The sequence below is a fragment of the Pseudomonas sp. B21-015 genome (assembly GCF_024749285.1).
GTDB lineage: Bacteria > Pseudomonadota > Gammaproteobacteria > Pseudomonadales > Pseudomonadaceae > Aquipseudomonas.
The window spans coordinates 3,259,186-3,285,380 of record NZ_CP087196.1; the positions used below are offsets into that span (position 1 = coordinate 3,259,186).

Here is a 26,195-nt window from a genome sequence, read left to right on the forward strand (position 1 = left end):
GTCGTCGTCCACGCTTTCTGGCAAGTCACCGCGTTGCATCAACGGCAGTCTTGACCGTCCACCAGCGCGGCAGCAATTGCTTGACCTTGCTCTCACCAAACCGGTCATCGATCAGCATCACTACCCCTTGATCCTGCCGGGTGCGGATCACTCGCCCCGCCGCTTGCACCACTTTCTGCACACCCGGAAACAGGTAGGTGTAGTCATAACCGGCCCCGAAAATCGCCGCCATGCGCTGTTTCATCTGTTCGTTGACCGGATTGAGTTGCGCCAGCCCCAGGGTGGCAATGAATGCACCAATCAACCGCGCGCCGGGTAAATCGATGCCTTCGCCGAATGCTCCACCCAGCACCGCAAACCCTACGCCCTGACTATGGACGGTGAATTGATCGAGAAACGCCTGACGCGGCCCTTCCCCCATTCCCCGGGACTGCGACCACAGCGTGATGTGCGGATGCCGTTCGGCCAGCAACTGGGCCACTTGCTGCAAATAGTCGAAGCTGCTGAAAAACGCCAGATAGTTGCCTGGGCGCTGGGCGAATTGTTTGGCAATCAGCTCGACGATGGGCTCAAGGGACGCCTGACGGTGGACGAACCGCGTGGAGATCTGGCTGACGATGTGCACATGCAGTTGATCGGCGTGAAATGGCGATTCGACGTCGATCCAGACCGTGTTCGTCGGTGTTCCCAGCAAATCGGTGTAATAGCGCTGGGGGCTCAGGGTGGCGGAAAACAACACCGTGCTGCGCGCAGCGGTCAGGCGCGGGCGAATGAAACCGGCGGGCACCACGTTGCGCAGGCACAGTTGCGACAGGTTGCGTTTGCGCTCGAGGTCGCGCTTGCTGATGTCGAACAGGAAATGCTCATCGAACAGTTCAGCCACGCGGCCGAATTGCAGCACGTCGAAGTAAAAATTCTGCAATCCGCTGTCCAGGCCTTGGGGATGATCGTTCAGGTAGTCGCCGATGCTCGCGCAGCATAAGGACAGCGCCTGAAGCAGTTTTTCCGGGGCTTTGTCGTAGGCCTGATAGGGGCCGAGTTGCTGATCATGCAGAGCATTCCATTCACGATTGACCCGTTGCAAGGATCTCTTCAGTGGCTCAGGCGCGGTTTTTCGCACGCTGTTCAACGTTGCCTGGTCGAGGCTGGCGCTGTACATCTGCCGACCGCGCTCCACCAGATTGTGGGCTTCGTCCACCAGCACCGCGACGTTCCAGTTATTGGCCTGGGCCAGCCCGAACAGCAACGCGCTGAAGTCGAAATAGTAGTTGTAGTCGGCGACCACCACGTCCGCCCATCGGGCCATTTCCTGGCTCAGGTAATAAGGACAAACCTCGTGCTGCAGGGCAACTTCGCGCAAGGCACTCTGGTTCAGCAGGCTCAATTGGCGAGCGGCCTGACGCGCGGCCGGCAGACGATCATAAAAACCCTGGGCCAACGGGCAGGATTCGCCATGGCAGGCCTTGTCCGGGTGCTCGCACGCCTTGTCCCGGGCAATCATCTCGAGGACTCGCAAGGGCGGAGCGGCGGCGCTGTCGAGGATGACCTGAGCCGCATCCAGCGCCAATTTGCGCCCCGGGGTTTTCGCCGTGAGGAAAAACACCTTGTCCAGTTGCTGCGGCGCCAGGGCCTTGAGCATCGGGAACAGCGTGCCGATGGTCTTGCCGATCCCGGTCGGCGCCTGGGCCATCAGGCAGCGACCGGTGCTGACCGCCTTGAACACCGATTCGGCCAGATGCCGTTGGCCGGGTCGAAAATCGGCATGGGGAAATGCCAACCGTTGCGCCGCCAGATTACGCCCCTCGCGATGGGCCATTTCCTGCTCGGCCCAGTGCAGGAATAACCCGCAGTGGCGCTCGAAGAACCGCTGCAAGTCGGCGGCGCTGAAGGCCTCGACCAGACGGGTTTCCTTCTCGCTGACGATGTCGAAGTACACCAGCGCCAAGTCGATCTGCGCCAGATCCAGTTTCTGGCACATCAACCAGCCATAGACTTTCGCCTGCGCCCAGTGCAGCTGTCGGTGGTTGGCCGGTTGTTTACTCAGATCGCCACGGTAGGTTTTGATTTCTTCGAGGCAGTTTTGCGCCGGATCGTAGCCATCCGCCCGGCCTTTCACGGTCAAGGTTCGATACTGGCCCTCGAGCGCGACCTCATTCTGGTAACCCTCGCTGCGTCGTGACGCGACGGTGCGATGCCCGACGATGCCTTCCAGCGCGGTCGGCGACGGGGTGAAACGCAGGTCGAGGTCGCCGACCTTGGCGGTGAATTCACACAACGCCCGCACCGCGATGCTGTAGCTCAAGCGCCCTGCTCCGCCCATTGCACGTAGCAAACGGCAATAGGCATCTGGTGCTCGTGACAAAACTCCAGCCAGCGCAATTGATTGTCTTGCAGGCGATCGCCGGGGCCTTTGACTTCGATCATTCGGTAGGTTTTGTGTTGCGGCCAGAACTGGATCAGGTCCGGCATGCCGGCGCGGTTGGCCTTGATGTCGAGCAGCAGTCGATTGAACCAGTGCTTGAGGTGTTCGGCGGGTAGACAGTCGAGCGCCTGCTCCAGCAGTTCCTCGCTCAGCACGCCCCAGAATACGAACGGTGACTGCACGCCCCACTTGGCGTTGTATCGCTCGCGGATGGTCTGGGCGTAACGCCCGTCATCAAGTTCATCGAGGCAGGCCTGGAACAGATCCGCGCGCCGCGCATGGAAATCTTCGTTGTGCAGGTCCACGGGCCCGCGCTGGAACGGGTGGAAAAACGCCCCCGGCAACGGGGCGAAGATCGCCGGCCAGCACAGCAGCCCGAACAGCGAGTTGATCAGGCTGTTCTCGACGTAATGCACCGGCGCCGACTCGTCCGCCAGGTGCGCTTGAACGTAATACTCCACCGACAACGCCGGATCGTGCCGGGGCAATTGTAAGTCCAGACGCTGCATGGCCCGCGGGGCTGGCCGCTTGATCGGCGGCCCGCCCAGTTTGCGCCGCAGTCTGGGCAGCACACGCAATAAATGCTGATGCTCGGTGGCGCTTTCCGGGGCTTGCTCGGCGTGTGCGGCCAAATCCATGGCCAGTTGAAATTCACCACAGCGCTCCAGCACGCGAATCAGCCGCAGACGCGCGCCGGGGTAGGCGCAATCGCGGTAGAGGCCCAGGGCGGTGGAAAAATCCGCGAGGCGTTCGCAGTGCTGAGCGATCTGGAACAGCAGCTTGCCCCGACGTCTTTGCAGCCAGGGATTGGCGAGTTCCAGTCCGTTGATCTGCTCGACGATCGCCGCCACGTCCTCACCGGCCTCGAAACGCTGCTGACAGCTGTGCAGGAACAGGCACGCGTCGACGTCCTCGCGACTGCGCAAGCCTCGGGATTCGGCGCAAAACTCGACTTTCTCGTAGGTGTAGATGCCAAGGTCGGCCAGAACGAACTCCGACCAGTCCTGGTAAAGGTTGCCGAAGAACATCAGGCGCAGGCGGTCGCACAGGCCCATGATGGTCAGGCTGAATAATCGGTCATCCAGTGCCGGGCACCACTGGGCAAAACGTTGCGCTTGGCGAAACTGCTCGCTCAGGGCCGGCAGCCAATCGCTCTTCTTGCCTTTCGGTTGATCGATGGCTGCGCCAAAACACTGGAGAATCTCGGCCTTGAGCAGCACTTCGAACACCTCCTCGATGGGCAATGGCAACTGATCATCGATCCAGCCCAATGCCAGCAGCGGCGCCGCGGCGCTGGCGATGTCGCCGATCTCGACGTAACTCAGTTTGCCGGCCCTGAAATGCACGCCCTTGCGCATCACCATTCTGACCAGCAAGGCCCGGGGCTCGCGGGGCAGCCGATTGAAGTCGCGGATGAAGTCCTGTTCTTCGATGCTGAGTACATCGGCATAACGATGCTCAAGCCAATCAAGCACTTGCATGAAGTTGTTCAAGTAATAGAACGGGTCGTCGAGAGGATTTACAATCACGGGCAAAAGGGCCATGGCTAGCGAACACTGGTTATGCGTACAGATACCAGCTATGCCCCACCCGGTGCAAACGGAAAAGGATCAGTGGCGACGCTATTCGGCAATTTTCGGGTGACCATCGAACTTTCTGCCATTCCATCGCACCAACCGCGTTAGAAGCACAGTGACGATTGACCTCAAGCGAGGCGTTCGCGCTGTTTTTATTGAGTGATGTGAGGTGTGTATGAATTTCAAGACTCTGGGTTTGCCCCTGGCGGCAGCGGCCTTTTTGGCCCTGGCCGGTTGCTCGACGCCAACGGTCGTGACCCTGCAGAACGGCACCCAGTATTTGACCAAGGACATGCCGAACACCAAGGGCAAGGACGGTTTCTTCGAGTTTGAAGATATTTCCGGAGCGAAGGTGAAAGTCCGCGCCGATGACGTGGCCACGGTTCGCAAGGAGGACTGATCCTCTGAGCGGGCTACCCATCATGCCGGTAAGTTAAAACGCAGAACCTGTGGGAGCGGGGCTTGCCCGCGAAGAACGATGACGCGTAATACCTGAAAAACCGCGGTGCTTTTTTCGCGGGCAAGCCTGTTGTGGTCCAGTTTTTTTGGACCGTCCTGTAGGAGCCAGGCTTGCTCGCGAAGAGGCCCTTACCGGCGCCGCATCACCCTCAGGCGATCACAACCCCACTTCCGGACAAACTGTCCAGCCCAACCCCCACCAGGGTCACCGAATCACTGCCAAACGTCAGCAACGTATCCTGCCCCACCGCCGTGGCATGGGCCCGGTAGTCGTCGTTCGGCGCAACGCCCTGAACCCCGAGGAACACCAGTTTGTCGTTGGCTTGATAGCCCACCACCCGGTCCTGGCCAAACGCGCCGCTGAACAGGAACGTATCGACTCCGCCGCCCGACTCCATCAGGTCATTACCCGCGCCGCCGACAAACACGTCGTTGCCGGTGCTGCCGAGCAAATGGTCGTTGCCATCGAGGCCAAACAGCCAGTCGCCCGTTGCGTGGGCCTTGAGGGTGTCGGCTCCGGTGGTGCCCTTCACGCTTGAGGCGTACTGGGTCAGGTTGCTACCGACGGAGAGGCCATTGGCGGTGACGCTGTGGGTCACGTCATCCTTGAACACGCCCCAGAGAAACCCCGGCTCCTTGGTGACGATGCTGCCGATGTCACGGGTGATGCTGATGCCGCCATTGGCATCGCGCACGTACAGGTTGCCGGCACCGTCATTGGCAAAGACGAAGTTCTTCACCGACTGCTGCAGGTCCAGCACGTTGCTGCCCTTGCCGCCCAACAGGATGTTGTAGCCACCGCCATCCCTGAAGGTGTCGTTACCGTCGCGACCTTCCAGGTAGTCGTTGCCTTTGCCGCCCTGGATCAGATCACTGCCGTCGCTGCCGATGATGAACGTGCTGCCTTTGTGGGTTTCGGCGTTGCGGTTCAAGTCCTGGACCCAGGTGTTGCTGCGCGCCGGGTCCGAGAGGTTGGCGACGATGATCGTCGAATCCTTGCTGGTCAGGTCGTAGAACGTCGACTCCAGCACCCGGGTCATGCCGTCGCCGTAACCGGTGGGCAAGTGCGAGATCCAGGTGGGAATGTTGAGGATGGAATACGGCAGCACGTTCCACGCCGTCGAGGCGTAGTGGTCGTTGAAGCTGACGATGTTATCGGTCGTCGAATCCTTGGCGGCATCGTGCACGCCTACCGAGGACAGGTTGAACGACGAGCCATCGAGGGCACGGAACACCGGGTCGTTTTCATAACCGATGTTCAGCACTTTGTCGTTGCTGCTTTGGGTCGGCGAGGCGTAGGCGATGTAGTTGGAATCCTGGTAGAACCCTGACCATTTGTTGCTGCTCAAGTCCGCCAGGCTGTTGACCGCCAACCCGCCGAGGCTGTGGCCGCTGACCAGCACGTCCTTGCCCGACAGCCCATTGGCCTGGGCAAATGCCGCGACGTTGCCGAGCAAATTGCCGAAGGCCTCGCCCACGTAGTTTTTCGCGTAATCCTTGGGCCCCAATGCCGCCAGCAAATCGTTGATCACATCACCGATGGAGTCGCCGATCTGGATTTCTCGCGGGCCGCTGGTGCCGCGAAAGGCGATGCCGATTTCGGTGAGATGGCCCTGGGCGTCGTACTTGCCAAGGATCTCTACTTGAGCGCTGGTGTAACCGTCCTTCTCGCCGAAGAAGGTTCCGCGAGCGTCGGTCTTGCCGTCATAGCCCAGTTGCGCGGCGGTGATCGGCGTCCAGCCGGCTTTTTGCACGGCGTCGAGTGCGGCCTTTTCCGAATCGGGGTTCCAGGGAATGCCGGGGATGACCCCCTGGGAATCGGTGCCACCAATCAGCGCGGTGACCAGTGTTGCCGGCAAGCCCAGGCCGAAACCGTTTTGCTGGTAACCGGTGGCGAAACCGTTGTCGAGGTTGTGATAGGAATACAGCGTGATCGCCATGGCGTCGCTGAACAACGCCTTGGAGTCTGCTGTATCAAAGTTTTTGTAGTCATACACACCCATTGGTATTGCCTCTCTCTTTGTTGGAATTGTCAGAGATAGCTCACAACCAGGACGCCTCACTGACGAGACGCCCCGGAGCATTCAGTGCATGCAGCCTTTACGCAAACGTAATTCCCGAAGCCGAAAGATTATCCAGACCTACGCCCACCAGCGTTACGGCGTAATCGCCAATCTTGAGCACAGTGTCATTGCCGGCCTGGGTCGCATGCTGGGTGTAGTCATAACCCTGCCCCGCGCCCTGGACGCCCATGAACACCAGTTTGTCGCTGCCCTGGTAGCCATTGATCGCGTCGAAGCCGAAGGCGCCGCTGAACAGGAAGGTGTTGTTGTCGCCGCCCGAGGCATGCATCACGTCATTGCCCGCGCCACCGACGAAGGTCACATGGCTTTTGTCGCTGCGCAGCAGATCGTCGCCGGCGTTGCCGAACAGCCAGTCACCGTCGACGCTGGCCGCCAGCGTATTGCCATAGGCGTCGCCGTTGAGCGAATGGTTGTAGTGCGTCAGTTCGCTGCCATTGAGCAAGCCATTGGCGGTGACGTTGTAGGTGATGTCTTTGCTGCCCCACCACGAACCCGACTCCTTGCTCACCAGCGCGCCGATGTCGCGGGTGATGCTGATGCCGCCGTAGGCGTCACGCACATACAGCGTGCCATCGCCGTCATTGGCAAAACTGAAGTTCTGCAGCGGTTTTTGCAGCTCGAAGGTGTTGCTGCCCTTGCCACCCAGCAGCAGGTTGTAGCCGCCGTCATCGCGGAAGCGGTCGTTACCATCACGACCTTCGATGAAGTCATTGCCCACGCCGCCCTTGAGCAAGTCATTGCTGTCGGTGCCGATGATGAACGTGCTGCCGGTGTGCGGCTCACCGCTGCGGCCCAGGTCTTCGACCCAAGTGGTGCCTCGGGACGATTCCGACAGATTGGAAACGATCAGCGTCGAGTCCTTGTCGGTGAGGTCATAGAAGCGCGAGTCGATCACCCGGTTCAAGCCGTCGGCATAGCCCAACGAACCGTGGGCCGACCAGTTCAGCGGATTGAGAATGCTGAACGGCACCAGGTTCTGCGCGGTGGAGGCGTATTGGTCATTGAAGTTGACGATGTTGTTGGTCGCCGAATCCTGGTGACCGTCGTGCTTGCCCAGCGAGCCACTGCTGAAGGTGGTGCCGTCGAGCACGCGAAACACCGGGTCGTTTTCGTAGCCGATGTTCAGCACGTTGTTGCCGGTGGCGCTTTGGGTCGGCGAGGCGAAGGCAATGTAGTTGGCGTCCTTGAAGAAGCCGCCCCAGTTATTGCCGCTCAACTCCGCCAGGCTGTTGACGCCCAACCCGCCGAGGCTGTGCCCGCTGACCAGCACGTCCTTGGCGCTCAGGCCGTGGGCGATGGCAAACGCGGCGACGTTTTTGAGCAAGGTATCGAAGGCGTTTTTCGCGTAGTTCGTCGCGTAATCCGCCGGGCCGACTGCGGCCAGCAGGTTGTTTTTCATGTCGCCGAAGGTGTCGCTATACCCCAGGCCGCCGGTGCCACGAAAGGCGATACCGAGGCCGATCAGCTTCCCTGCCCCGTCGTATTTACCGAGGATTTCGGCTTCAGCGCTGGTGAAGCCGTCCTTCTCGCCATAGAAGGTGCCTTGAGGCCCGACCTTGCCCTGATAGCCCAACGCTGCCGCGCCAATCGGTGCCCAAGCGGTTGCCGGCAATGGCTGGCCGGTGGGCGTGTACGCGTAGAGCGTCAGCGCGATCGCGTCGGAGTACAACGCCTTGCCGGCCTCACTGCCGGCATTTTTATAATCAAACAGTCCCATGTGCTTGCTTCCTTTGCGTCAAATCAGAACTGCCAGTCCAGGGTCAGGCTCACACCGTGGTCCTTTTTCCGGGAGCCGAGCATTAGTTGCGTTGCCAAAATCCCTGTGGCTCGAGGCCTGCCCAATCCTGTCAGTCAAGGTGCGGGACCTGTGGGAGCGGGCTTGCGGCTACTGAGTTTTCGGGCCTTGGCCGAACGCCTCATCCACCTTGGCAAGGTCCTGCTCGCTCAAGGTGCCGGCGTAGTAGTGCAATTTGGTCCAGGCCATCAAATAGTCGTAGCGCGCCTGGGCCAGGTCCCGGCGGGTGGTAAACAGTTGTTGTTCGGCGTTGAGCGCATCGAGGTTGACCCGTTCGCCGCCCAGAATGCTTTGCTTGGTCGAGACCACCAGCGCTTCGGCCGACGTCAGGGCCTTCTGATAAGCCCGCAACTTGTTGACCCCCGACAGGCAGGCGCTGAACTGGCGGCGCAACTGGATCAAGGTTTCCCGGGTCTTGCCGTCCAGTTCGTACTCAGCCTGTTCCATGGTGCGGCTGGCCTGCCGGGTCGAGGCCGAGACGCCGCCACCGGCGTACAGCGGCATGTTGACTTCGATGCCGATGGTGTTGGTGTCGTAGCGCTGGTTATAGGTGTTACCGCTTTCCGATTCGTTCTGGCGCATCGAGGCGTAGGCGTTGACTTTCGGCAGGTGCCCGGCGCGGTTGCGCTCGACCTCGTAGCGCGCCACTTCCACCGCCTGACGCTGGGAGGCCAGGTTCGGGTTGTTGGCCACCGCCATCTCGTGCCAGGTGTCGTAATTGGCCGGTTGCAGGGTGAAGGTCTGGAAGTTCTGGTCCAGTGGCGTCAGGTCGCCAATGTCGATGGCGGCTACGCCAATCAGGGCGCCCAGTTCCCGCAGAGCTGCATCCTGTTCGTCACGCGCCTCGATTTCCTCGGCGGTCGCCAGTTCGTAACGGGACTCGGCTTCGAGGATATCGGTGCGCGTGCCCTCCCCTTGGCGGAACATCTGCTCGTTCTGCTGAAACTGCTGCTCGAAGGCTTTTTTCTTCGCTCGCGCAATGTCGATCTGGTCCTGAGCGAACAACGCCTTGGTGTAGTTCTCCAGCACCCGAACCAGCAGCTCCTGGCTCTTGCCCCGGAAGTTTTCATCAGCAAACAGCGATTGCGCCACGCCTTTGCGATACGCCGCGTAAGCCTCGTAATCGAGCAATGGCTGTTGCAAGGTCAAGGTCGAGCCGTAGCTGCTGTAGTTGCGATCTTCACTCTGGCTGTTACCGCGGTCATTCAGTTGCGTGACCTTGGAGGAGTTACGGCCCTTGTTGTAGTTGTAACCCAGCCTCGGTAACAGCCCGGCGCGGCCGATGGCACGGTTTTCAAGGCCCGCATCGCGCTCCTTGATGGCACCGAGGAACACCGGATCATTGCGTAAGGCTTGCTCGTAAATGTCGAACGGTCCCATGGCCATCGCGCTGTTGCACGTCAGCAACCCCAGGGTCGCTGCGAGCAGGGAAAGCTTTTTCATACAACCGAACATCCTTATTCCTCGGTCAACGCGGAGCCTGCCCGGTCGAGCAGCGGTTTGAACAAATAGTTGAGGAGTGAACGTTCACCGGTGCGCACGAACATCTCTGCCGGCATGCCGGGTTTGATCACCAGGCCGTTGAGTTTTTCCATGGCCTGATCGCTGACGCTGCTGCGCAGCACGTAATACGGCGCACCGGTTTTCTCATCGACCATCTGGTCGGCGGAGATCAGGCTGACTTCACCCGGCACTCGCGGGGTGCGGCTCTGGTTGAACGCGGTGAACAGGATGTCCACCGGCAAGTGCGTGCCGACTTTGTCGATCAGGTTGATCGGCAAATGCCCTTCCACCTCAAGACTCGTGCCTTGCGGGACGATCTCCAGCAGGGTGTCGCCCTGGCGCACCACCGCGCCTTCGGTGTGAACCCCAAGGTTGACGGCGATGCCGTCGGCGGTGGCGATGATTTCGCTGTGTTGCAGGTCGAAGCCGGCGGAAGTCAGTTGCTCTTCCAGGGTCACGCTTTTGAGCTGCGCGTCGGCCAGTTGGCTGCGCACTTCCTTCTGGTATTCCTCGCTGTGCTGTTGCAGCTTCAGCCGGGATTCGAGGATGCCCTGCTCCACCCGACCGCTTTCGCCGGTGTTCTCGGCCAGCTGTTGCTGCACTTGCGACAGCTGACGCTGGTATTCCATCAAGCGGTTGCGCGGGATGTAGCCGTTGTCTGCCAAGGGCTGAAGATTGCTCAACTGTTGTTGCAGGGAACTGGCCTGGGCCGTCAGGTCGGTGCGCGCGCGGCGCATGCCGGCCAGTTGCGCGCCGGCACCTTCGATGTTCGCGCGCAGGGCGGCTTGCTCACGGAAAAAGGCTTCGCGACGGCTGCTGAACAATTGCCGTTGGCCTTCAAGCACCAGGGCCAGGCGCGGATCAGGATCGTTGCTCAGTTCGGCGGGGAAATTCACCTGCTTGAGGTTGTCCCGTTCACTCTGCCAGCGCGCCAGGCTGGCCCACGCCATGCGGTATTGCGCTTGCAGCGATTGCACGTCGGCGGCGACCTGGGTCTGGTCGAGGCGGAACAGCGGCTGGCCCTGCTTCACCACTTGCCCTTCGCGCACCAGAATCTGGCTGATCACGCCGCTGCTCATCGATTGCACGGCTTTGCGCTTACCCGAAACGACCACGGTGCCCTGCACCGGAATGCCTTGATCGAGCGGCGCCAGGCTCGCCCAGGTGAAAAAACTGCCGGCGCTGACAATCGCCAGAATCCAGCCCATGCGGGCGAAGAAACGGGCGTCGCGCTCAGGGCGTTCGGCAATGTAATCGTGTTCCATCGTCGCTTCGCTGTCGTTGTTCATGCGTGCGCTGCTCATACACCCGAATTCCTGGTCGTGGGCTGATACTGCCGGCTCATGCTGAGCCCGCCCGGTGCCTGCGCGGCTTTTTCACGTGGTGGTTCCTGATTGGCAGGCTGATTGCCCGACAGGGCCTTCAGCACTTCCTGGCTTGGGCCGAAGGCCTGCAAGCGACCTTCGTTGAGCACCAGCAACTTGTCGGCCTGGGCCAGGGCCGAAGAACGATGGGTGACCAGAATCACGCTGGTGCCTCGGGCCTTCATGTGCGCGATGGCGCCAGCCAGTGCTGCTTCGCCGACGGTGTCGAGGTTGGAGTTCGGTTCATCCAGCACCACCAGGCTCGGGTTGCCGTACAGCGCGCGAGCCAGGGCCACACGTTGCTTCTGGCCACCGGACAAACCGCTGCCGTCCTCGCCAAGCACGGTGTCGTAGCCCTGGGGCATGCGCAGGATCAGTTCATGGACGCCGGCCTGTTGCGCGGCTTCGACGACTTTTTGCGGATCCGCCTCACGGAACCGGGCGATGTTTTCGGCGATGCTGCCGCTGAACAGCTCGATGTCCTGGGGCAGATAGCCGATGTAAGGACCGAGGTCGTCGCGGTTCCAGCGATGAATGTCCGCGCCGTCGAGGCGCACCGTGCCGCCCAACGTCGGCCAGACGCCGACCAGCACCCGTGCCAGGGTCGATTTACCAGACCCGGAAGCCCCGAGCACGCCCATCACCTCTCCGGCGCCCAGGTTGAAATTGACCATGTGCAAGGTCGCTGCCCGTTGCCCTGGCGGGCCGGCGCTGACTTGCTCGAACGTGATCTGGCCTTTCGGCGCCGGCAGCGCCATGGCCTCGTCACTCGGTGGAAAGGCTTGGAGCAAGGCGTCGAGCCGGCGGTAAGCGAGTTTGGCGCCGCTCCATTGTTTCCACACGGCGATCAACTGATCGATGGGGCTCAGCACCCGGCCCATCAGGATGGAACCGGCGATCATCATCCCGGCGGTCATGTCGCCCTTGATCACCAGCAAGGCGCCCAGCCCCAGCACCAGGGATTGCAGGCACAGGCGCAGGGTTTTGCTCAGGGAACTGATGACCGCGCCGGTGTCGCTGGCCTGATTCTGCAAGCCGAGAAAACGCGAGTGCACCTCAAACCAGCGCTTGCGCAACGCGCCGAGCATGCCCATCGCCTGAATGGTTTCGGCGTTATGCAGGTGACTGGTGGCCAGTTGGCTGGACTTCTGGGAAAAACCCGCGGCTTCGCCCAAAGGCTTTTTGGTCATGGCCTCGTTGAGGCAGGCCAACCCGATCAGCAGCACCGCGCCTGCGGTGGCCAATACGCCGAGCCAGACATTGAACAGAAAGATCACGAACAGATAGACCGGAAACCACGGGGCATCGAAGAAGGCAAACAGCGCCGGGCCGGTGACGAATTGGCGAATGTGGGTCAGGTCGCCCAGCGATTGCCCAGCGTTGCCCTCGCCTTTGAACAGGTTGCGCTCGAAAGCGGCCTGATACACCCGCAGGTTGAAGCGGCGCTCCAATTGGCTGCCGATACGGATGACGATGAAGCTGCGCACGATCTCCAGCAGCCCGATAAAGGCAAAGAACCCCACCACCATCAACGACAACATCGCCAGTGTGGTTTCGTTTTGCGAAGACAGCACCCGATCATAGACCTGGAGCATATAAATCGACGGGACCAACATCAGCACATTAATCAACGCGGTAAAACACCCGACGCTGATCAGGATGCTTTTATAGTCGCCCAGTGCCTTGAATAACGGTGCAGTGGCCGGGCTCTTCGCCATCTTCATTGGTTTTTCCTGAGATGTTATTCCTCGCCTTACTTGGCGAGTTTCCAGTTAACTGTCCGCACACGGGCCGAGACATTCTTTTGCCGGTTATCGCTGACACATCCATAACAACGCTTATATTCTTTAAAGAGTTCCAGTTATTGATCGGCTGCTTATAACTGCAACAATGGGCTTTATATTCAGCGCCTGATGCCGGTCCGGTTGTTTTCGCCTAATGCGCTTCGCGCTTGAGCGTAATAATCAGGCCCGACTTCAAGGTACTTTTATAAAGCCCCTCATGCTGTCGGCTGAAGAACACTATTCTTGAGCCTTCTTTGCCGGTCACGGCAATGCCATCCGGTTCCGGAAACCAGCCAATCGCCGACTCGTTCAGCCAGGCGCCGAGGCAGTCGGCCCCCTCACCCAGGGTCTGGTTCGATTTAAGCTCGACCGTGCATACATTCGACGGCTTGTCTTGTAGCGCCTGGGACTCCGCCGAGTCTTGTGCGGTGTTCAAGGTGGCCTGCCATTTCCCCGCGAGTTCCGATGGGTCGGCTAATTTCAGACTGCGTGCCATGGCTGCATCTCCAAGAAACATCATCAGCGTCGCCAACAGCCACGCGGTTGCTTTGTAGGTAAAAGCGTTATGGATCATAGGGCGTTTTACTCTGGGTTGTAGCCTTGGCACCTGCCGTTCAAGGAACAGAGCGCGGCGCGTCAGGCGCCGCCCTCTTTTTTGCCTTGAATCAGGCCACGATGTCCGAGTACGCCGCCTGGCCAACGGTGCTGACCAGGAAGTCAGCCACGCCGTGCCCGGAGAAGTCCACCGACAACAGGCTGTTGCCGCCCGAAGTGGTCAACACTGCATCGCCTGCCGCACCGGTGAACGAATTCACGAAGTGCAGGCCCGCACCGTTGGTGATGCCGGTCAGGTCAATCTTGTCCAGGCCACTGACGAAATCGAGGATCTGGTCGACGGCACCTGGCTTGGAATCGCTGCTGGCCGCGAACACGAAGGTGTCCGAACCCGAGCCGCCCCACAGCTTGTCGGCACCGCCCGCGCCGTAGAGGATGTCGTTGCCGGCACCGCCCTTCAGCTCGTTGGACACGCTGTTACCGATCAACAGGTCGCTGCCCGAACCGCCAACCGCGTTCTCGACGGTGACGCCCTTGGCGATGGACACGTTGCCCACCAGGCCGCCAACGTCGGAGAACGAGGCTTCATTGAGGTTGATCTTCTGGTTCTGGGTGAAACCGGAGAAATCCAGGGTGTCCTTGCCGCCCGCATCCCACACCGAGAACACGACTTTATCCGACGACGAAGACGCGCTCAGGAAGTCGCGACCGGCATTGGAGTTGAAGCCGTAGGTGGTGTCACCCGTACGGGTGGTGGTGTTGGCACCGTAGAGTTTCTGGATGGCGGCGATATCGTCCATCAGCGGGCCGGAGGAATAGGCTTCCACGCCGCCCTTGCTGAAGTTCTGGTCGGTATTGCTTTCACTCCAGTAACTCATGACGCTGTAGCCGCGGGTGTCTTGCCCGTAAGTCGCGTCATTGTAGGTCGGCGTGCCTTCACCGGCGTTGTAGTCGCCGGGGTGAGCCAGGCCCAGAGAGTGACCGATTTCGTGAGTCAGGGTCTGACGGCCGTAGTTGTTCAGGTCCGGCGTCTTGTTCGGCGTGTAGCTGCTGTTGGTCAAGTACCAGGAAGTACCGTCATAACCTGCCCCTGTGCCAGGCAGATAGGCGAATGCCGCCGCGCCGTCCTGACCGCCGCTGTAGTTGCCAAAAGTCATGTGACCGTCGCCGCCAGTGGTTTTTTCAGTGAAGGTGACGTTGGCCACGTCGGCCCAGGATTGCATGGCGAGCACGGCCTGGGCTTTCTGTTGTGCATTGAACTGGCTGAACCCGGTAATGCCATGCTTGTTCATGGTGCTCGACGAGGCCGAGGTCAGGAACGTATAGGTCAGTTCGATTTTGCCGCTGCCGTCCTTGTCCTGGTAGGCAGCCCCGTCGCGCAGCAGCTGGGTAGCGGCCTCGTCGACGGAGAAGGAGGGTTTGCCATTGACCGTGAGATTGCCGCCCCGATCATACTGATGGCTGAAACTATCGATCTGGTTGTAGGCGGAACTGGGTGCAGCCAGCGCTTGCAATGGCGCAAAGGCCTGTTCGGCAAGATCAATAGCGTTGTCTTTTACTTTCGACATAAACACACTTCCTTGTTTAGCAATGGAACAGTTTTTGTCCGATACGACAATCTCTGGCGAGATCGTCCTATCACTCGCCCAATGAAGGCGTATAAAAACTGACACAATTCAAAATCAAACGTCTACGTTTTTTTTGACGTCAAATTGAACTATTCCAGACAACCCCCGTAAACAGTGCGTGCGCTGTCGAAATATTGTTTGTAGTTCAGGGTTTCAACCTGATTGTCTGACAATCTTCTATTTAAATATTAAATAGAAATAAGTTGTTTTTTGTTGAGGCGTTCTCGCTTTTCGGACCAGTTAATATAAGTGCCAGTGCATTGCCATCAACTAATTAAACGTTCAGTTAGTTGTAGTGGTGGCCAGGGACAGTGCTCCGTGACTACACGGGAAAATACCGGCACCGCGCGTCACATTTCCCGCAGCCGAAACGGGCCTCAGACCATCCTCGCCATCCCGAGCTGCTAGAATCATTACGCCTTGGCCGCTGATCAGCGCTGCCCGACCGTCCCCTTCCCTGGCTCCGTCGCAGCCTCCGAGCTGCCAAAGCCCCTGTCTCCTGATCTGGAGGTATCCCATGAGTGGCAACACCGAACTCACTACATTCACCGGCTGGGCCGCAACGGCCCTTTCACATCCTCCTCCTGCCGAACCGCTCGATCGTGATAGCCCTTCTGCCACAAACGCCCGCTTCGCCCTAGCGCCTGATTAACGGCCAGACTACTTCGGGACTTGATTCGACACATCAGCTCGGGCAGCGTTTTATCCCGAAGTTCTACCAAACAGTGCATAGGGTCTGGCATCACCACCCAAGTCAAAAAGTCGTCCGGGCGTCAATGACCAACGGGATGCCCGGCGATGCTGGTCTTTGGCCGAAATGCCGGTATCTCATGACCTGCGTCAAAAAAATTGAACCAATCGCTAAACGGACTGAAAAATTCCACATGATTTTCACATCCGGGTGCTACTTTTAAAGGCAGTCACCGGTTGAGCCATTGAAGGCTCTTCCCTCCTAACATGAGCTAAAGGAAGCGCTCGATGAAGAAGGTGGGCAACACATGAATCAAGGCTCATTCAGTAAGGTCACTTTTCCAAATGCCTGCCAGCTGATGCGCTGGCATTTTCATCCCATGGGTTTCGAGGCGACCATGGATGCGCCGGGCAGCATGGTTGCCCGCCTGTTCGATCGCGCCAGTGGCGAAACCATGATCGCCATTGCCGGTATTCCTTGTGCAACGGTCATGAATGCTGCCGATGTAGAACGGATAATCGAAGCCGTGGAAGATGAACTGGAGACGTTCATTCCACCGGCGGCGCTCGGGAATTACGCCTGACAGTCGCTGTTCCACAAAACCTGTGGGAGCGGGCTCGCTCGCGAAGAGGGAGTATCACTCGACATTGATGTTGCCTGGCACACCGCCTTCGCGAGCAAGCCCGCTCCCACATGGATTGCGCTTAACCCATCAGCAACAGGGCCTGAGCCAGATCGGCGCGCAGGTCTTCGACATCCTCGACCCCCACTGACAAACGCACAAGCGCATCGCTGATACCGAGCTTCGCGCGGGTTTCTGCCGGGATGGTGGCGTGGGTCATGATCGCCGGGTGCTCGATCAGGCTTTCCACCCCGCCCAGGCTCTCGGCCAAGGCGAAGATCCGCACACTCTCCAGGAAACGTCTGGCACCAGCCAGGTCGCTGTTCAGCTCGAGGGAAATCATCCCGCCGAATCCGCGCATCTGCCTCCGCGCCAGTTCGTGCTGCGGGTGCGATGCCAGGCCCGGATAAAAAACGCGCGCCACCTGCGGTTGCCTCTCCAACCATTGCGCCAGCTCCAGCGCGTTGCTGCAATGGCGCTCCATGCGCAATGCCAACGTCTTCACGCCGCGCAGGGTGAGAAAAGCGTCGAACGGTCCGGCAATCGCCCCCACCGCGTTCTGCAGAAACCCCAGGCGCTCGCTCAGTTCGGCATTCTGCCCGACCACCGCGATGCCGCCGATCACGTCGGAGTGGCCGTTCAGGTACTTGGTGGTCGAGTGCAACACGATGTCGAAGCCCAGTTCCAGCGGACGCTGGATCCACGGGCTGGCAAAGGTGTTGTCGGCCACACAGATGATGCCTCGCTCGCGACAGATCCGCGCGACGGCGGTGAGATCGGTGAGGCTTAGCAAAGGATTGCTCGGCGTCTCGACCCAGACCATTCGCGTGTCGTCCTGCAGCGCCGCTTCGAAGGCCGCCAGGTCCGTCAGTTCGACGAAACTGAAGCGATGCCCGGCGCTGCGTCGGCGCACCCGTTCAAACAGTCGGAAAGTTCCGCCGTACAGATCATTGCCAGAAACGATGTGCGCGCCAGCGTCGAGCAGCTCGAGCACCGTCGCGATCGCCGCCAGCCCGGAGGCGAAGGCAAACGCCTGGGTGCCACCCTCAAGGTCCGCCACACAACGCTCCAGGGCAAAGCGCGTCGGGTTGTGCGAGCGCCCGTAGTCGAAGCCCTTGTGCACACCGGGGCTCTGCTGCGCATAGGTGGAGTTGGCGTAAATCGGCGGCATCAGCGCCCCGGTGGTAGGGTCCGGCGTCTGCCCGGCATGGATCACACGGGTGGCGAAGCCGCGTGGCGCGACGGTTTCATCGTGCTGGCTCATGCGAGGGATCTCCGCAAGTGATTGAGCATGTCGACACGAGTAATCAAGCCGTGAAAGCCCGAGGTGTCGGCGATGATCGCCACCAGCCCACGATCGAGCACCGCCTCCAGTTCAGCAAGACTGGCGCCGGGGAGCAGGGTTTCGAGCTTGTCGGTCATCGCGCTGGTCACGGTCATTCGGAAGTGCGTAGCGTCTTCGTGCACGCCAAGCAGAATGTCAGACTCGTCGATCACCCCGACCAGCCGCTGCCCATCCACCAGCACCGGCAGTTGCGATACATCCGCCAGGCGCATGCGCTGGAACGCTGTGAGCAAGGTGTCGTCCGGCCCCACGCTGACCACCCGGCCATCCTCGAAGCGCCGGGCGATCAGGTCACGCAAATCGCCGTAGCGCTTGCGCGCAAGCAGACCCTGATCGTTCATCCACTGGTCGTTGTAGATCTTCGACAGGTAGCGGGTGCCGGTGTCACAGACGAAACTGACCACCCGCTTCGGCTCGGTTTGCTCGCGGCAGTAACGCAATGCCGCCGCCAGCAAGGTACCGGTCGAAGAGCCGCCAAGAATGCCTTCGGCGCGCAGCAGTTGGCGGGCATGATCGAAACTTTCCTCGTCGCTGATCGAATAGGCGTGACGCACGCTGGACAGGTCGGCAATCGACGGAATGAAATCCTCGCCGATGCCTTCCACCGCCCACGATCCGGGCGTGCCGAGGGTGCCGCTGCGGCTGTACTCGGCCATCACCGAGCCGACCGGATCGGCCAGTACCATTTCCAGGTTCGGCTGTACGCGGCGGAAGAAACGGGTGAGCCCGGTCAGCGTGCCGGCCGAACCGACGCCGACGACGATGGCATCCACATCATGCTGGGTCTGCGCCCAGATCTCCGGCGCGGTGCTGCATTCGTGGGCCAGCGGGTTGGCCGGGTTGTTGAACTGATCGGCGAAGAAGGCGTCGGGAATGTCTTTGGCCAGCCGCGCAGCGACGTCCTGGTAATAATCGGGATGGCCCTTGCCGACGTCGGAGCGGGTGATGTGCACCTCGGCGCCCATCGCCTTGAGGTGCAGGACCTTCTCGGTGGACATCTTGTCCGGCACCACCAGCACCACCCGGTAACCCTTGGCGCGGCCGACCAGTGCCAGACCCAGACCGGTGTTGCCAGCGGTGGCCTCGACGATGGTGCCGCCAGGGCGCAGGCGACCATCGCGCTCGGCGGCGTCGATCATCGCCAGGCCGATGCGGTCCTTGATCGAACCGCCGGGGTTCTGCGATTCGAGTTTGAGAAACAGTGTGCACGGACCGGTATCGAAGCAGCTGACACGCACCAGTGGCGTATTGCCAATCAGTTCGAGCACGGCAGGACGGGAGTCGTTAGGCATGTCGTCACCTCGCTGCGGATATCCGCACTGGATGGACAGCGACCTGCGGCCAGCCAAGCGCGCCAGTCGCAAGCAAAGTCTCGCTTGGACCATAGGCCGGGATTGCGCCCCTCGCAACTTTTCGCAGCCAGTCGGTAGCGTCTCTGTGGCGAGCGAGCTTGCTCGCGCCGGGTCGCGTAGCGGCCCCAAAAATCCGAGAACCATTGCCGATTTTTGTGAGTGCTGCGCACTCAAGCGGAAGCAAGCTCCCTCGCCACGGGTTCTTCTGACTCAAGACTCTCTTAAGGGTCAGGCCAGCACTTTTCCTTGACGGTGATCGGCAAAAAACACTTTGCCCTTGCCGATCCTATCGGAGGCCTTGGGCATATTCACCGCCTGGGTATCCTGGCCATCGACATACCAGTAGCAATGGCTCACCGCGCGGGTGATGCCCACGTAGGCCAGCCGCAAAATCTCGTCTTTCTGCGCGCTGTCGTAGGGCTCGCTGTCGCCGGCCTTGCCGAGTCCGGCCATGCGATAGACCTGGTTCTTGTAAGGCGAGCTGGTCAGATGCTGGCAATCGCCCAGCAGGAATACCGCATCAGCTTGCAGGCCCTTGGCGCTGTGATAGGTCAGTTGCTTGAGCCTTCGCGCGTCGTGCGGCAAGCTAGAATCCACATTAACTACGGACTGAATATGCTCTTCTATCAATGACTTATCGCTACTTTTTCGATAAAGCATCAAGATTGAATCGCCTTTTCTGTAGTGCTCGATCAACCGCTGGGCCATGCCCTGGTCATCCCGATCGAGAACGTTCACCGGCAACAGCGCCTTGGGCTCGCCGCTGGCCTTGGCCTTCTTGCCGGCGATTGCCGGTGCCGCGCGGACGATATGCTCCGCCGCGTCGATGATGTGCTGATGGCTACGGTAGTTGTCGCTGAGCATCACCTTGGTCGTGCTCGGCGACGGGAACGCCTTGTTGAACTCCATGAAGTAGGTCGGCGAGCTACCGCGCCAGCCGTAAATCGACTGCCAGTCGTCCCCCACACAAAGCAATGACGAACGTTGCGCGCCGCGCCCCACATGCATGGCCGGGCCACGACTGCGGATCTCGGCCAGGCTGGCGCGGATCCAGGAAACGATCTGCGGCGACACGTCCTGAAACTCGTCAATCATCAAGTGCGACATCGGCCTGAGCAGCTCATCGCTGAGCAGCTTGAGATTCTCCGGTGAGTGCTCGCTGAACAGGGCAAACATCCGGTTGTAGGTCATCACGGGTGGCGATTGATCCAGCAGATGATCTTCCAGCGCTCGCCAGAACAGGCTCAAGGCCTCGAAGAAAAACCGGTCCGGATCATCCTTGGCGAAACTCATCTGGCCCACGGCACTGGGCACATCCAGGCCGAGGTTTTCGATAAACCCGGCAGCCGCGACAAAACAGTCCAGCAACGGCGCGGAACCGAGCTCGCCCTTGACCTTGTAATCAAAGCCCGGCCCGGCGCTGGCGTCGCCGGCAAGAGAGGCCAAAACACGCTTTGAAGACTCGTAACTATCAAACCATATCAATGGCTTACGACAGAAAGCTTGAAACAGGGTGCGTTTTACCGCCCATTCCGCGCGCACGGTAAGTTTGGCATTCGGACGGCTGACCTGCGGGTTTTCCCGAGGGTCGAAACCCAACACCACCCAGGCATCCAGCGCCGGAATGTAACCGTGGCAGTGAAAGGTCGAGCCGTTGATGTCGAAGGTCTGGCGATTCGGCTCGATGCCCTTGATTGGCCAGGCACCCGCGCGAAACCACAAGTCCTCGATGGTGTCGCACAGCTCTTCATCGCGCTTGGCGGCGAGCTCCGTCACTGCCATGCGCTTCTGCACGTCCGGGTGATCACGCTCCAGCTCCTTGAGCTGCAAGGCATGACGAGACAAAGGCTTGATCAACTCGCGAAAGCGCTCATCGCGGGTGTACAGGCTGTGATAGCAGGCATTGAGTTGCTGACGCTGGGCGTCATTGATGCGCAGGTCGAAGGGATTGCTGTCGACCTCCTCATCGCCGCCCTGCACACGAAAGCTGAGGTTTTCGAAGGCTTGCAGCCGCTCGAAACCCGGCAGGCTGCGAACCATCGGCAGGATACGCGAATGGAAAGTGCGCACCAGATCGCGCGCCTCTTTAAAGCTGATTCCCCGGCCCCATACTGCAAACAGCTCGATCAGCTTGTTGATGAAGTCCTTGCGCGACTCCCGGGTGAAGGTCACCACGGTCATCGAACTCAGCTCAAACCCCAGGTAGTGGCTGAGCAGCAGGATTCGCAGCACCAGGGTGGTCGACTTGCCCGCGCCCGCCCCGGCGATCACCGAAGTCGACGGTGTGTCGCTGAAAATCATCTTCCATTGGGCAGCGCTCGGCTGGGCATGCGCGGGCAGCAGCCTAGCAACGTCGGCCTTCATGCGTTTTTTCAGCTCAGCGCTCAATGGCAGGCGCCAATCGTCGAACAGATTGTCATCGACATTGGGCGGTCGATGCTCGGTTGAGCGCGAGTCGCGGATCAGCAGAACCTGCCGACCTTCCTCCAACCCCTCGAGCTTGCCTTCCTTATAGCCGTACTCCACACCGGCGCTGTGGCCGCTGCGAAAACCGTCGGCTTGCCCGTGCAGCCAGGACGCACGGTGTTGCGCGCGCAGGCGGGTCAGGCCGTGGCCAAAAAACCGGGCGGCCAGGCGCTTGAGCAACGGCATCTCGGCCAATGGACGAAGTTCGGGAGGAAGATCGGGGGTGTGTTGCGGCACGCTGACGGACTCCAGGGTGTGAGGCTGTTGAGGGCTATGGTGTCTGCATTTGCCGTTGAGTTCTAGTAAAATGCTTACAGGTCATTGGCTTATGCGATGAAGTGAACGTTGGATGAGAACGTTTCGAGGTTATTAAATATCGACTTTCCCGATTGGATTCAGGCAATTTTTACGCTTTTTATCGATTATTACCTGATAGATGATGCTTGCCATCAACCACCGGTTCTCGTTTTGTGGCTCAGGCGTTCTGCCCCATGACGAACCTTTTCAGGAGACGATCATGCTTGAACTCAGACCTTTCAACTCGCTGGGCGGCGCGCACCATGGCTGGTTGGATGCCCATCACCACTTTTCGTTCGCCGAGTACCACGACCCCAAACGCATGAACTGGGGCAACCTGCGGGTGTGGAACGATGACGTGATTGCCGCCGGTACCGGGTTCCCGCAACACCCGCACCGGGACATGGAAATCATCACCTACGTGCGTGAAGGCGCGATTACCCACCAGGACAACCTCGGCAACGAGGGCCGTACCGAAGCGGGCGACGTTCAGGTCATGAGCGCCGGCACCGGGATCGCTCACAGTGAGTACAACCTGGAAACGACCGAGACCCGGATCTTTCAGATCTGGATCATCCCCAACGAAGCCGGTTCGGCACCGTCGTGGGGCGCCAAGCCATTCCCCAAAGGCCAGCGCGAAGGTTTCGTGACCTTGGCCAGCGGCAAGGCCGGGGACGATCAAAGCCTGCACATTCGTGCCGATGCGCGCCTGGTGGCGGCCAACCTGAAAGCCGGGGAAACGGCGGAATACCGCCTGGACAATGGACGTCGCGCTTACCTGGTGCCGGCAACAGGTGTCATTGAAGTCAATGGCTTGCGTGCACAAGCTCGAGACGGTGTCGCGGTTGCCGATGAGCAGGTGTTGCGCGTGACGGCGATTGAGGACAGTGAGATCGTGTTGGTGGATGTGGCTTGATGCGGTAAATGCAGGACAAAAAAAGGGGCGACCGTGGATGGTCGCCCTTTTTTATTCATTTTTCATTGTGGCGAGGGAGCTTGCTCCCGTCCGGCTGCGAAGCAGTCGCAAACCCGGCGATGCAGTATGCCTGACAGATCGCGTCGCCTGATTTGAGGGCCGCTTCGCGCCCCAGCGGGAGCAAGCTCCCTCGCCACAGAGCCCTCAATCACTTCGCAGAAATTGCGCCATCCACCAGTGTCTGAGCCTCGGCCACCAGTTGCTTGAGGTGATCGTCACTGACAAAGCTTTCTGCGTAGATCTTGTAGATATCCTCAGTGCCCGACGGCCGTGCCGCGAACCAGCCGTTCTCGGTCATGACTTTCAGACCGCCGATGGCCTGGTCGTTGCCCGGTGCGTGGCTGAGGATGCTCTGGATCGCTTCGCCCGCCAGTTGAGTCGAGGTGACCTGGTCCGGCGACAATTTGCTCAGCAGCGCTTTCTGCTCAGGATTTGCCTTGGCATCGACCCGTACCGAGAAAGGTTCGCCCAGTTCATCGGTCAATGCACGATAAGCCTGGCTTGGATCCCGGCCCGTACGAGCAGTCATTTCGGCGGCCAGCAGCGCTGGAATCAACCCGTCCTTGTCGGTGCACCAGACCCCGCCGTCCTTGCGCAGGAACGACGCGCCGGCGCTTTCTTCGCCGCCAAAACCGAGGGAACCGTCGAACAGACCGTCGGCAAACCATTTGAAGCCGACCGGCACTTCGTACAGACGGCGGCCCAGACGTTTGGCAACGCGATCGATCAAGCCACTGCTGACCACTGTTTTGCCCACGGCCGCATCGGCGCGCCACTGTGGACGATTCTGGAACAGGTAGTCGATCGACACCGCGAGGTAATTGTTCGGTGCCAGCAAACCACCGGACGGGGTCACGATGCCATGGCGGTCGTGGTCAGGGTCGCAGGCAAAGGCCACGTCGAAGCGCTCCTTCAGACCGATCAGGCCTTGCATGGCGTGGCTGGACGATGGGTCCATGCGGATCTGCCCGTCCCAGTCGACGGTCATGAAACGGAACGTCGCATCAACCTGTTTATTCACCACTTCCAGGTCCAGGCGGTAGTGCTCGGCAATCGCCGACCAGTAGCGCACCCCTGCTCCACCCAGCGGATCGACACCCAGACGCAGCTTCGCATCGCGGATGGCGTCGAAGTCGATCACGTTGATCAGGTCGGCGACATAGGTGTTGAGGTAATCATGACGATGGGTGGTGCTGGCCTTCAGGGCCTGTTCGTAGCTGATGCGTTTGACGCCGGCGAGCCTGGCCGCCAGCAGCTCGTTGGCCTTGGCTTCGATCCACTTGGTGATGTGGGTATCGGCCGGGCCGCCGTTGGTTGGGTTGTACTTGTAGCCACCGCTTTGCGGCGGGTTGTGGGACGGCGTGATGACGATGCCGTCCGCCAGGCCCGAGGTGCGCCCACGGTTGTAGCAAAGAATCGCATGGGAAATGGCTGGCGTCGGGGTGTACTCGTCGCCTTCGGCGATCATCACCGTCACGCCGTTCGCCGCCAGCACTTCCAGGGCGCTGGCACCGGCCGGCGTGGACAACGCGTGGGTATCGATCCCGACGAACAGCGGACCGTCGATGCCCTGGGCTTCGCGGTACAGGCAGATCGCCTGGCTGATGGCCAGAACGTGCCATTCATTGAAACTCAGGTCGAACGAGCTACCTCGGTGTCCGGACGTGCCGAAGGCGACACGCTGGGTAGAAATGGCTGCATCGGGCTGGCCGGTGTAATAGGCCGTTACCAGTCGCGGGATGTCGACCAACAGTTCTGCCGGTGCCGGTTTGCCCGCAAAAGGACTGAGTGTCATGCAAAACCTCTGAAAGAGAGTGGTTCGGGAATAGGGATGCAGTTTACTGACAGTTTGACCGTAGCGCGATGTTATCGAATGTCAGGTATCGAGGATGTTTGGCGTCCCGGTTCAATCGATCGATTCCAGGCGCAAGGCATCTCCCAGCAGCCCCAGTGCGGCGATGAGGTCGTGATCGTCGCCGAACGTATGACTCAGGCGCAAGTGCTGCCCGTGCAGGCCATGCAGGCTGAACAACTCCCCCGGCGCGATGACCACTTGCTGCTTGAGCAGTCGCTGGAACACTCGATGTACATTGACCTGGCGCAACGAGCGGATCCAGATCGTCGCCCCGCCCCGGGGTTCGACGAAGTGCAGCGCGTCAGGCAGACGCTCTTCGAGCAACTGGGTCATCTGCACCATGCGTTCCTTGAGCAGTCGACGCAACACCTGCAGGTGTTGATCGATACGTCCGTTGCTGTACAGCCGTGCGATGGCTTTCTGACGAATCAGCGACAAACGGAAGGCACGCAGCAAGAAGTGCCGTTGCAGGTCGGCGCGCAGCCGTCGCGAAAGCACATAGCCATAGGGCGCCTCCGACCCGATGATTTTCTCGAACGTGGAAAACACGATCAGCCGGTCAGGGTCCAGCAGATCGCGAAACCGCAGGCCGTTCGGCTCGAATTCGAGTTCGCCGTAACAATCGTTTTCCAACACCCAACTGCCATGTCGCTCCAGCAGCCGTGCGGTGGATTGCCTGTTGCTGTCAGGCGCCACACTGCCCCTGGGCATGTTCAGTCCCGATGAAAGCATCACCAGTCGCACCCGCTCGGTCTCAAGCAAATGGTTCAATTGCTCAAGATCCAGACCGCCATTGGCTTGCAACGGCAATTCGATCACCTTCACATCCGCGCCCTGGAGCAGGCGCAGAATCACCCAGTCGCACGGCGACTCGACCACCACTACCGTGTCTTTGAGGCCAAGGGCGGCGATCAATATTTCCAGGACGCCACGCAGGTCTGCGCCGATATAGACATCATCGGCATGCCAGCAGCGTGTCGGCGAAGTGGTGTAGCGCGCCGCGAGGGCTGTGCGCAGCTCCAGCTCGCCGCAGGGTTGTGAAGGCGGTTGTGGCTGGCGCGGATACTGGCGCAGCAATTCTCGCTCCAGCAACAACAACGGGCTATCCAGGGGCTGTAACAACGCCGGCTCATCGGCGCTCAGCACCAGCATGCCAGGACGTCTGGCGTTGACATAGACCGTTTCGAGCAGGTCCTTGCCGCTGCCGGGCATGCCGACGGAGGACACCGGTAGTGCGTAATAGCCCGACTTGGCGACTGAATAGACGCGCCCTTCCTTCTCCAACAGCGAATAATCCATACTGCATACAGTAGAACGTAATCAAAAAGACCATGAAACTCAATTAGATCAAGGTCTAGAAGCGATAAACGTACTCAATCTGTACGCTTTTTGTGTAAAGACAAAAAGCCCCTAACACGAA

At 60.1% G+C, this 26,195-nt stretch carries 16 protein-coding genes and 2 pseudogenes; 3 read left to right on the plus strand and 15 right to left on the minus strand.

Features of this window, described 5'->3' with window-relative positions:
- Positions 1-25: 25 nt before the first annotated feature.
- Entirely contained in the window at positions 26-2,302 is a 2,277-nt protein-coding gene (locus LOY38_RS14515) for an ATP-dependent DNA helicase (protein WP_258700615.1), read from the minus strand.
- On the minus strand, positions 2,299-3,966 hold the full coding sequence (locus tag LOY38_RS14520) for a VRR-NUC domain-containing protein (RefSeq protein ID WP_258700616.1): 1,668 nt from the start codon (positions 3,964-3,966) through the stop codon (positions 2,299-2,301). Before LOY38_RS14520 ends, LOY38_RS14515 begins: the two co-directional genes overlap by 4 nt.
- A gap of 208 nt (positions 3,967-4,174) precedes the next feature.
- Between LOY38_RS14520 and LOY38_RS14525 the strand changes: the two genes are divergently transcribed.
- Entirely contained in the window at positions 4,175-4,399 is a 225-nt protein-coding gene (locus LOY38_RS14525; RefSeq protein WP_258700617.1) for a YgdI/YgdR family lipoprotein, read from the plus strand.
- A gap of 208 nt (positions 4,400-4,607) precedes the next feature.
- Here LOY38_RS14525 and LOY38_RS14530 read toward each other — a convergent pair whose 3' ends face one another.
- The 8 genes and pseudogenes from LOY38_RS14530 to LOY38_RS14565 all read right to left on the minus strand — a co-directional run.
- A complete protein-coding gene (locus LOY38_RS14530; RefSeq protein WP_258700618.1) occupies positions 4,608-6,461 on the minus strand; it encodes a polyurethanase in 1,854 nt (617 codons plus the stop codon).
- 97 nt (positions 6,462-6,558) lie between these two features.
- Complete coding sequence (locus tag LOY38_RS14535; protein ID WP_258700619.1) at positions 6,559-8,259, minus strand: polyurethanase; 1,701 nt, start codon at positions 8,257-8,259, stop codon at positions 6,559-6,561.
- 168 nt (positions 8,260-8,427) lie between these two features.
- Positions 8,428-9,792 (minus strand): TolC family outer membrane protein, encoded by a 1,365-nt coding sequence (locus LOY38_RS14540; RefSeq protein WP_258700620.1) that lies wholly within the window; start codon positions 9,790-9,792, stop codon positions 8,428-8,430.
- Between the two features lie 2 nt (positions 9,793-9,794).
- Positions 9,795-11,144 carry an HlyD family type I secretion periplasmic adaptor subunit gene (locus tag LOY38_RS14545; protein ID WP_258700621.1) on the minus strand — a complete coding sequence of 450 codons (1,350 nt, stop codon included), beginning with the start codon at positions 11,142-11,144 and terminating at the stop codon, positions 9,795-9,797.
- Positions 11,141-12,928 carry a type I secretion system permease/ATPase gene (locus LOY38_RS14550; RefSeq protein WP_258700622.1) on the minus strand — a complete coding sequence of 596 codons (1,788 nt, stop codon included), beginning with the start codon at positions 12,926-12,928 and terminating at the stop codon, positions 11,141-11,143. Before LOY38_RS14550 ends, LOY38_RS14545 begins: the two co-directional genes overlap by 4 nt.
- A 211-nt stretch (positions 12,929-13,139) precedes the next feature.
- Positions 13,140-13,562: a protease inhibitor Inh/omp19 family protein gene (locus tag LOY38_RS14555; protein WP_258700623.1), complete on the minus strand. Its 423-nt coding sequence runs from the start codon at positions 13,560-13,562 to the stop codon at positions 13,140-13,142.
- A gap of 91 nt (positions 13,563-13,653) precedes the next feature.
- Positions 13,654-15,111 carry a serralysin family metalloprotease gene (locus LOY38_RS14560; protein WP_258700624.1) on the minus strand — a complete coding sequence of 486 codons (1,458 nt, stop codon included), beginning with the start codon at positions 15,109-15,111 and terminating at the stop codon, positions 13,654-13,656.
- 629 nt (positions 15,112-15,740) lie between these two features.
- Positions 15,741-15,929, minus strand: a pseudogene (locus LOY38_RS14565) (transposase); the annotation flags it as partial.
- A 240-nt stretch (positions 15,930-16,169) separates the two neighbouring features.
- Between LOY38_RS14565 and LOY38_RS14570 the strand changes: the two are divergent.
- Complete coding sequence (locus tag LOY38_RS14570) at positions 16,170-16,445, plus strand: DUF1652 domain-containing protein (protein WP_258700625.1); 276 nt, start codon at positions 16,170-16,172, stop codon at positions 16,443-16,445.
- Between the two features lie 121 nt (positions 16,446-16,566).
- On the opposite strand, the gene LOY38_RS14575 is transcribed toward LOY38_RS14570, so the two are convergent.
- The 3 genes from LOY38_RS14575 to LOY38_RS14585 all read right to left on the minus strand — a co-directional run bounded on the left by LOY38_RS14575 (position 16,567) and on the right by LOY38_RS14585 (position 21,884).
- The gene (locus LOY38_RS14575) at positions 16,567-17,748 is read right to left on the minus strand and encodes a cystathionine gamma-synthase (RefSeq protein WP_258700626.1); all 1,182 of its coding nucleotides are present in this window, start codon (positions 17,746-17,748) and stop codon (positions 16,567-16,569) included.
- Positions 17,745-19,121, minus strand: a complete 1,377-nt coding sequence (locus tag LOY38_RS14580) for a pyridoxal-phosphate dependent enzyme (protein WP_258700627.1) — start codon at positions 19,119-19,121, stop codon at positions 17,745-17,747. Before LOY38_RS14580 ends, LOY38_RS14575 begins: the two co-directional genes overlap by 4 nt.
- 288 nt (positions 19,122-19,409) lie before the next feature.
- Positions 19,410-21,884, minus strand: coding sequence for a UvrD-helicase domain-containing protein (locus LOY38_RS14585; RefSeq protein ID WP_258700628.1), 2,475 nt, complete (start codon positions 21,882-21,884; stop codon positions 19,410-19,412).
- Between the two features lie 280 nt (positions 21,885-22,164).
- Between LOY38_RS14585 and LOY38_RS14590 the strand changes: the two genes are divergently transcribed.
- Entirely contained in the window at positions 22,165-22,860 is a 696-nt protein-coding gene (locus tag LOY38_RS14590; RefSeq protein WP_258700629.1) for a pirin family protein, read from the plus strand.
- Between the two features lie 208 nt (positions 22,861-23,068).
- Here the strand turns inward: LOY38_RS14590 and pgm are convergent, their stop codons facing one another.
- Positions 23,069-24,715, minus strand: a complete 1,647-nt coding sequence (pgm, locus tag LOY38_RS14595; RefSeq protein WP_258700630.1) for a phosphoglucomutase (alpha-D-glucose-1,6-bisphosphate-dependent) — start codon at positions 24,713-24,715, stop codon at positions 23,069-23,071.
- 111 nt (positions 24,716-24,826) lie between these two features.
- A pseudogene (locus LOY38_RS14600) lies at positions 24,827-26,068 on the minus strand (aminotransferase class I/II-fold pyridoxal phosphate-dependent enzyme); the annotation flags it as partial.
- Between the last annotated feature and the right edge of the window lie 127 nt (positions 26,069-26,195).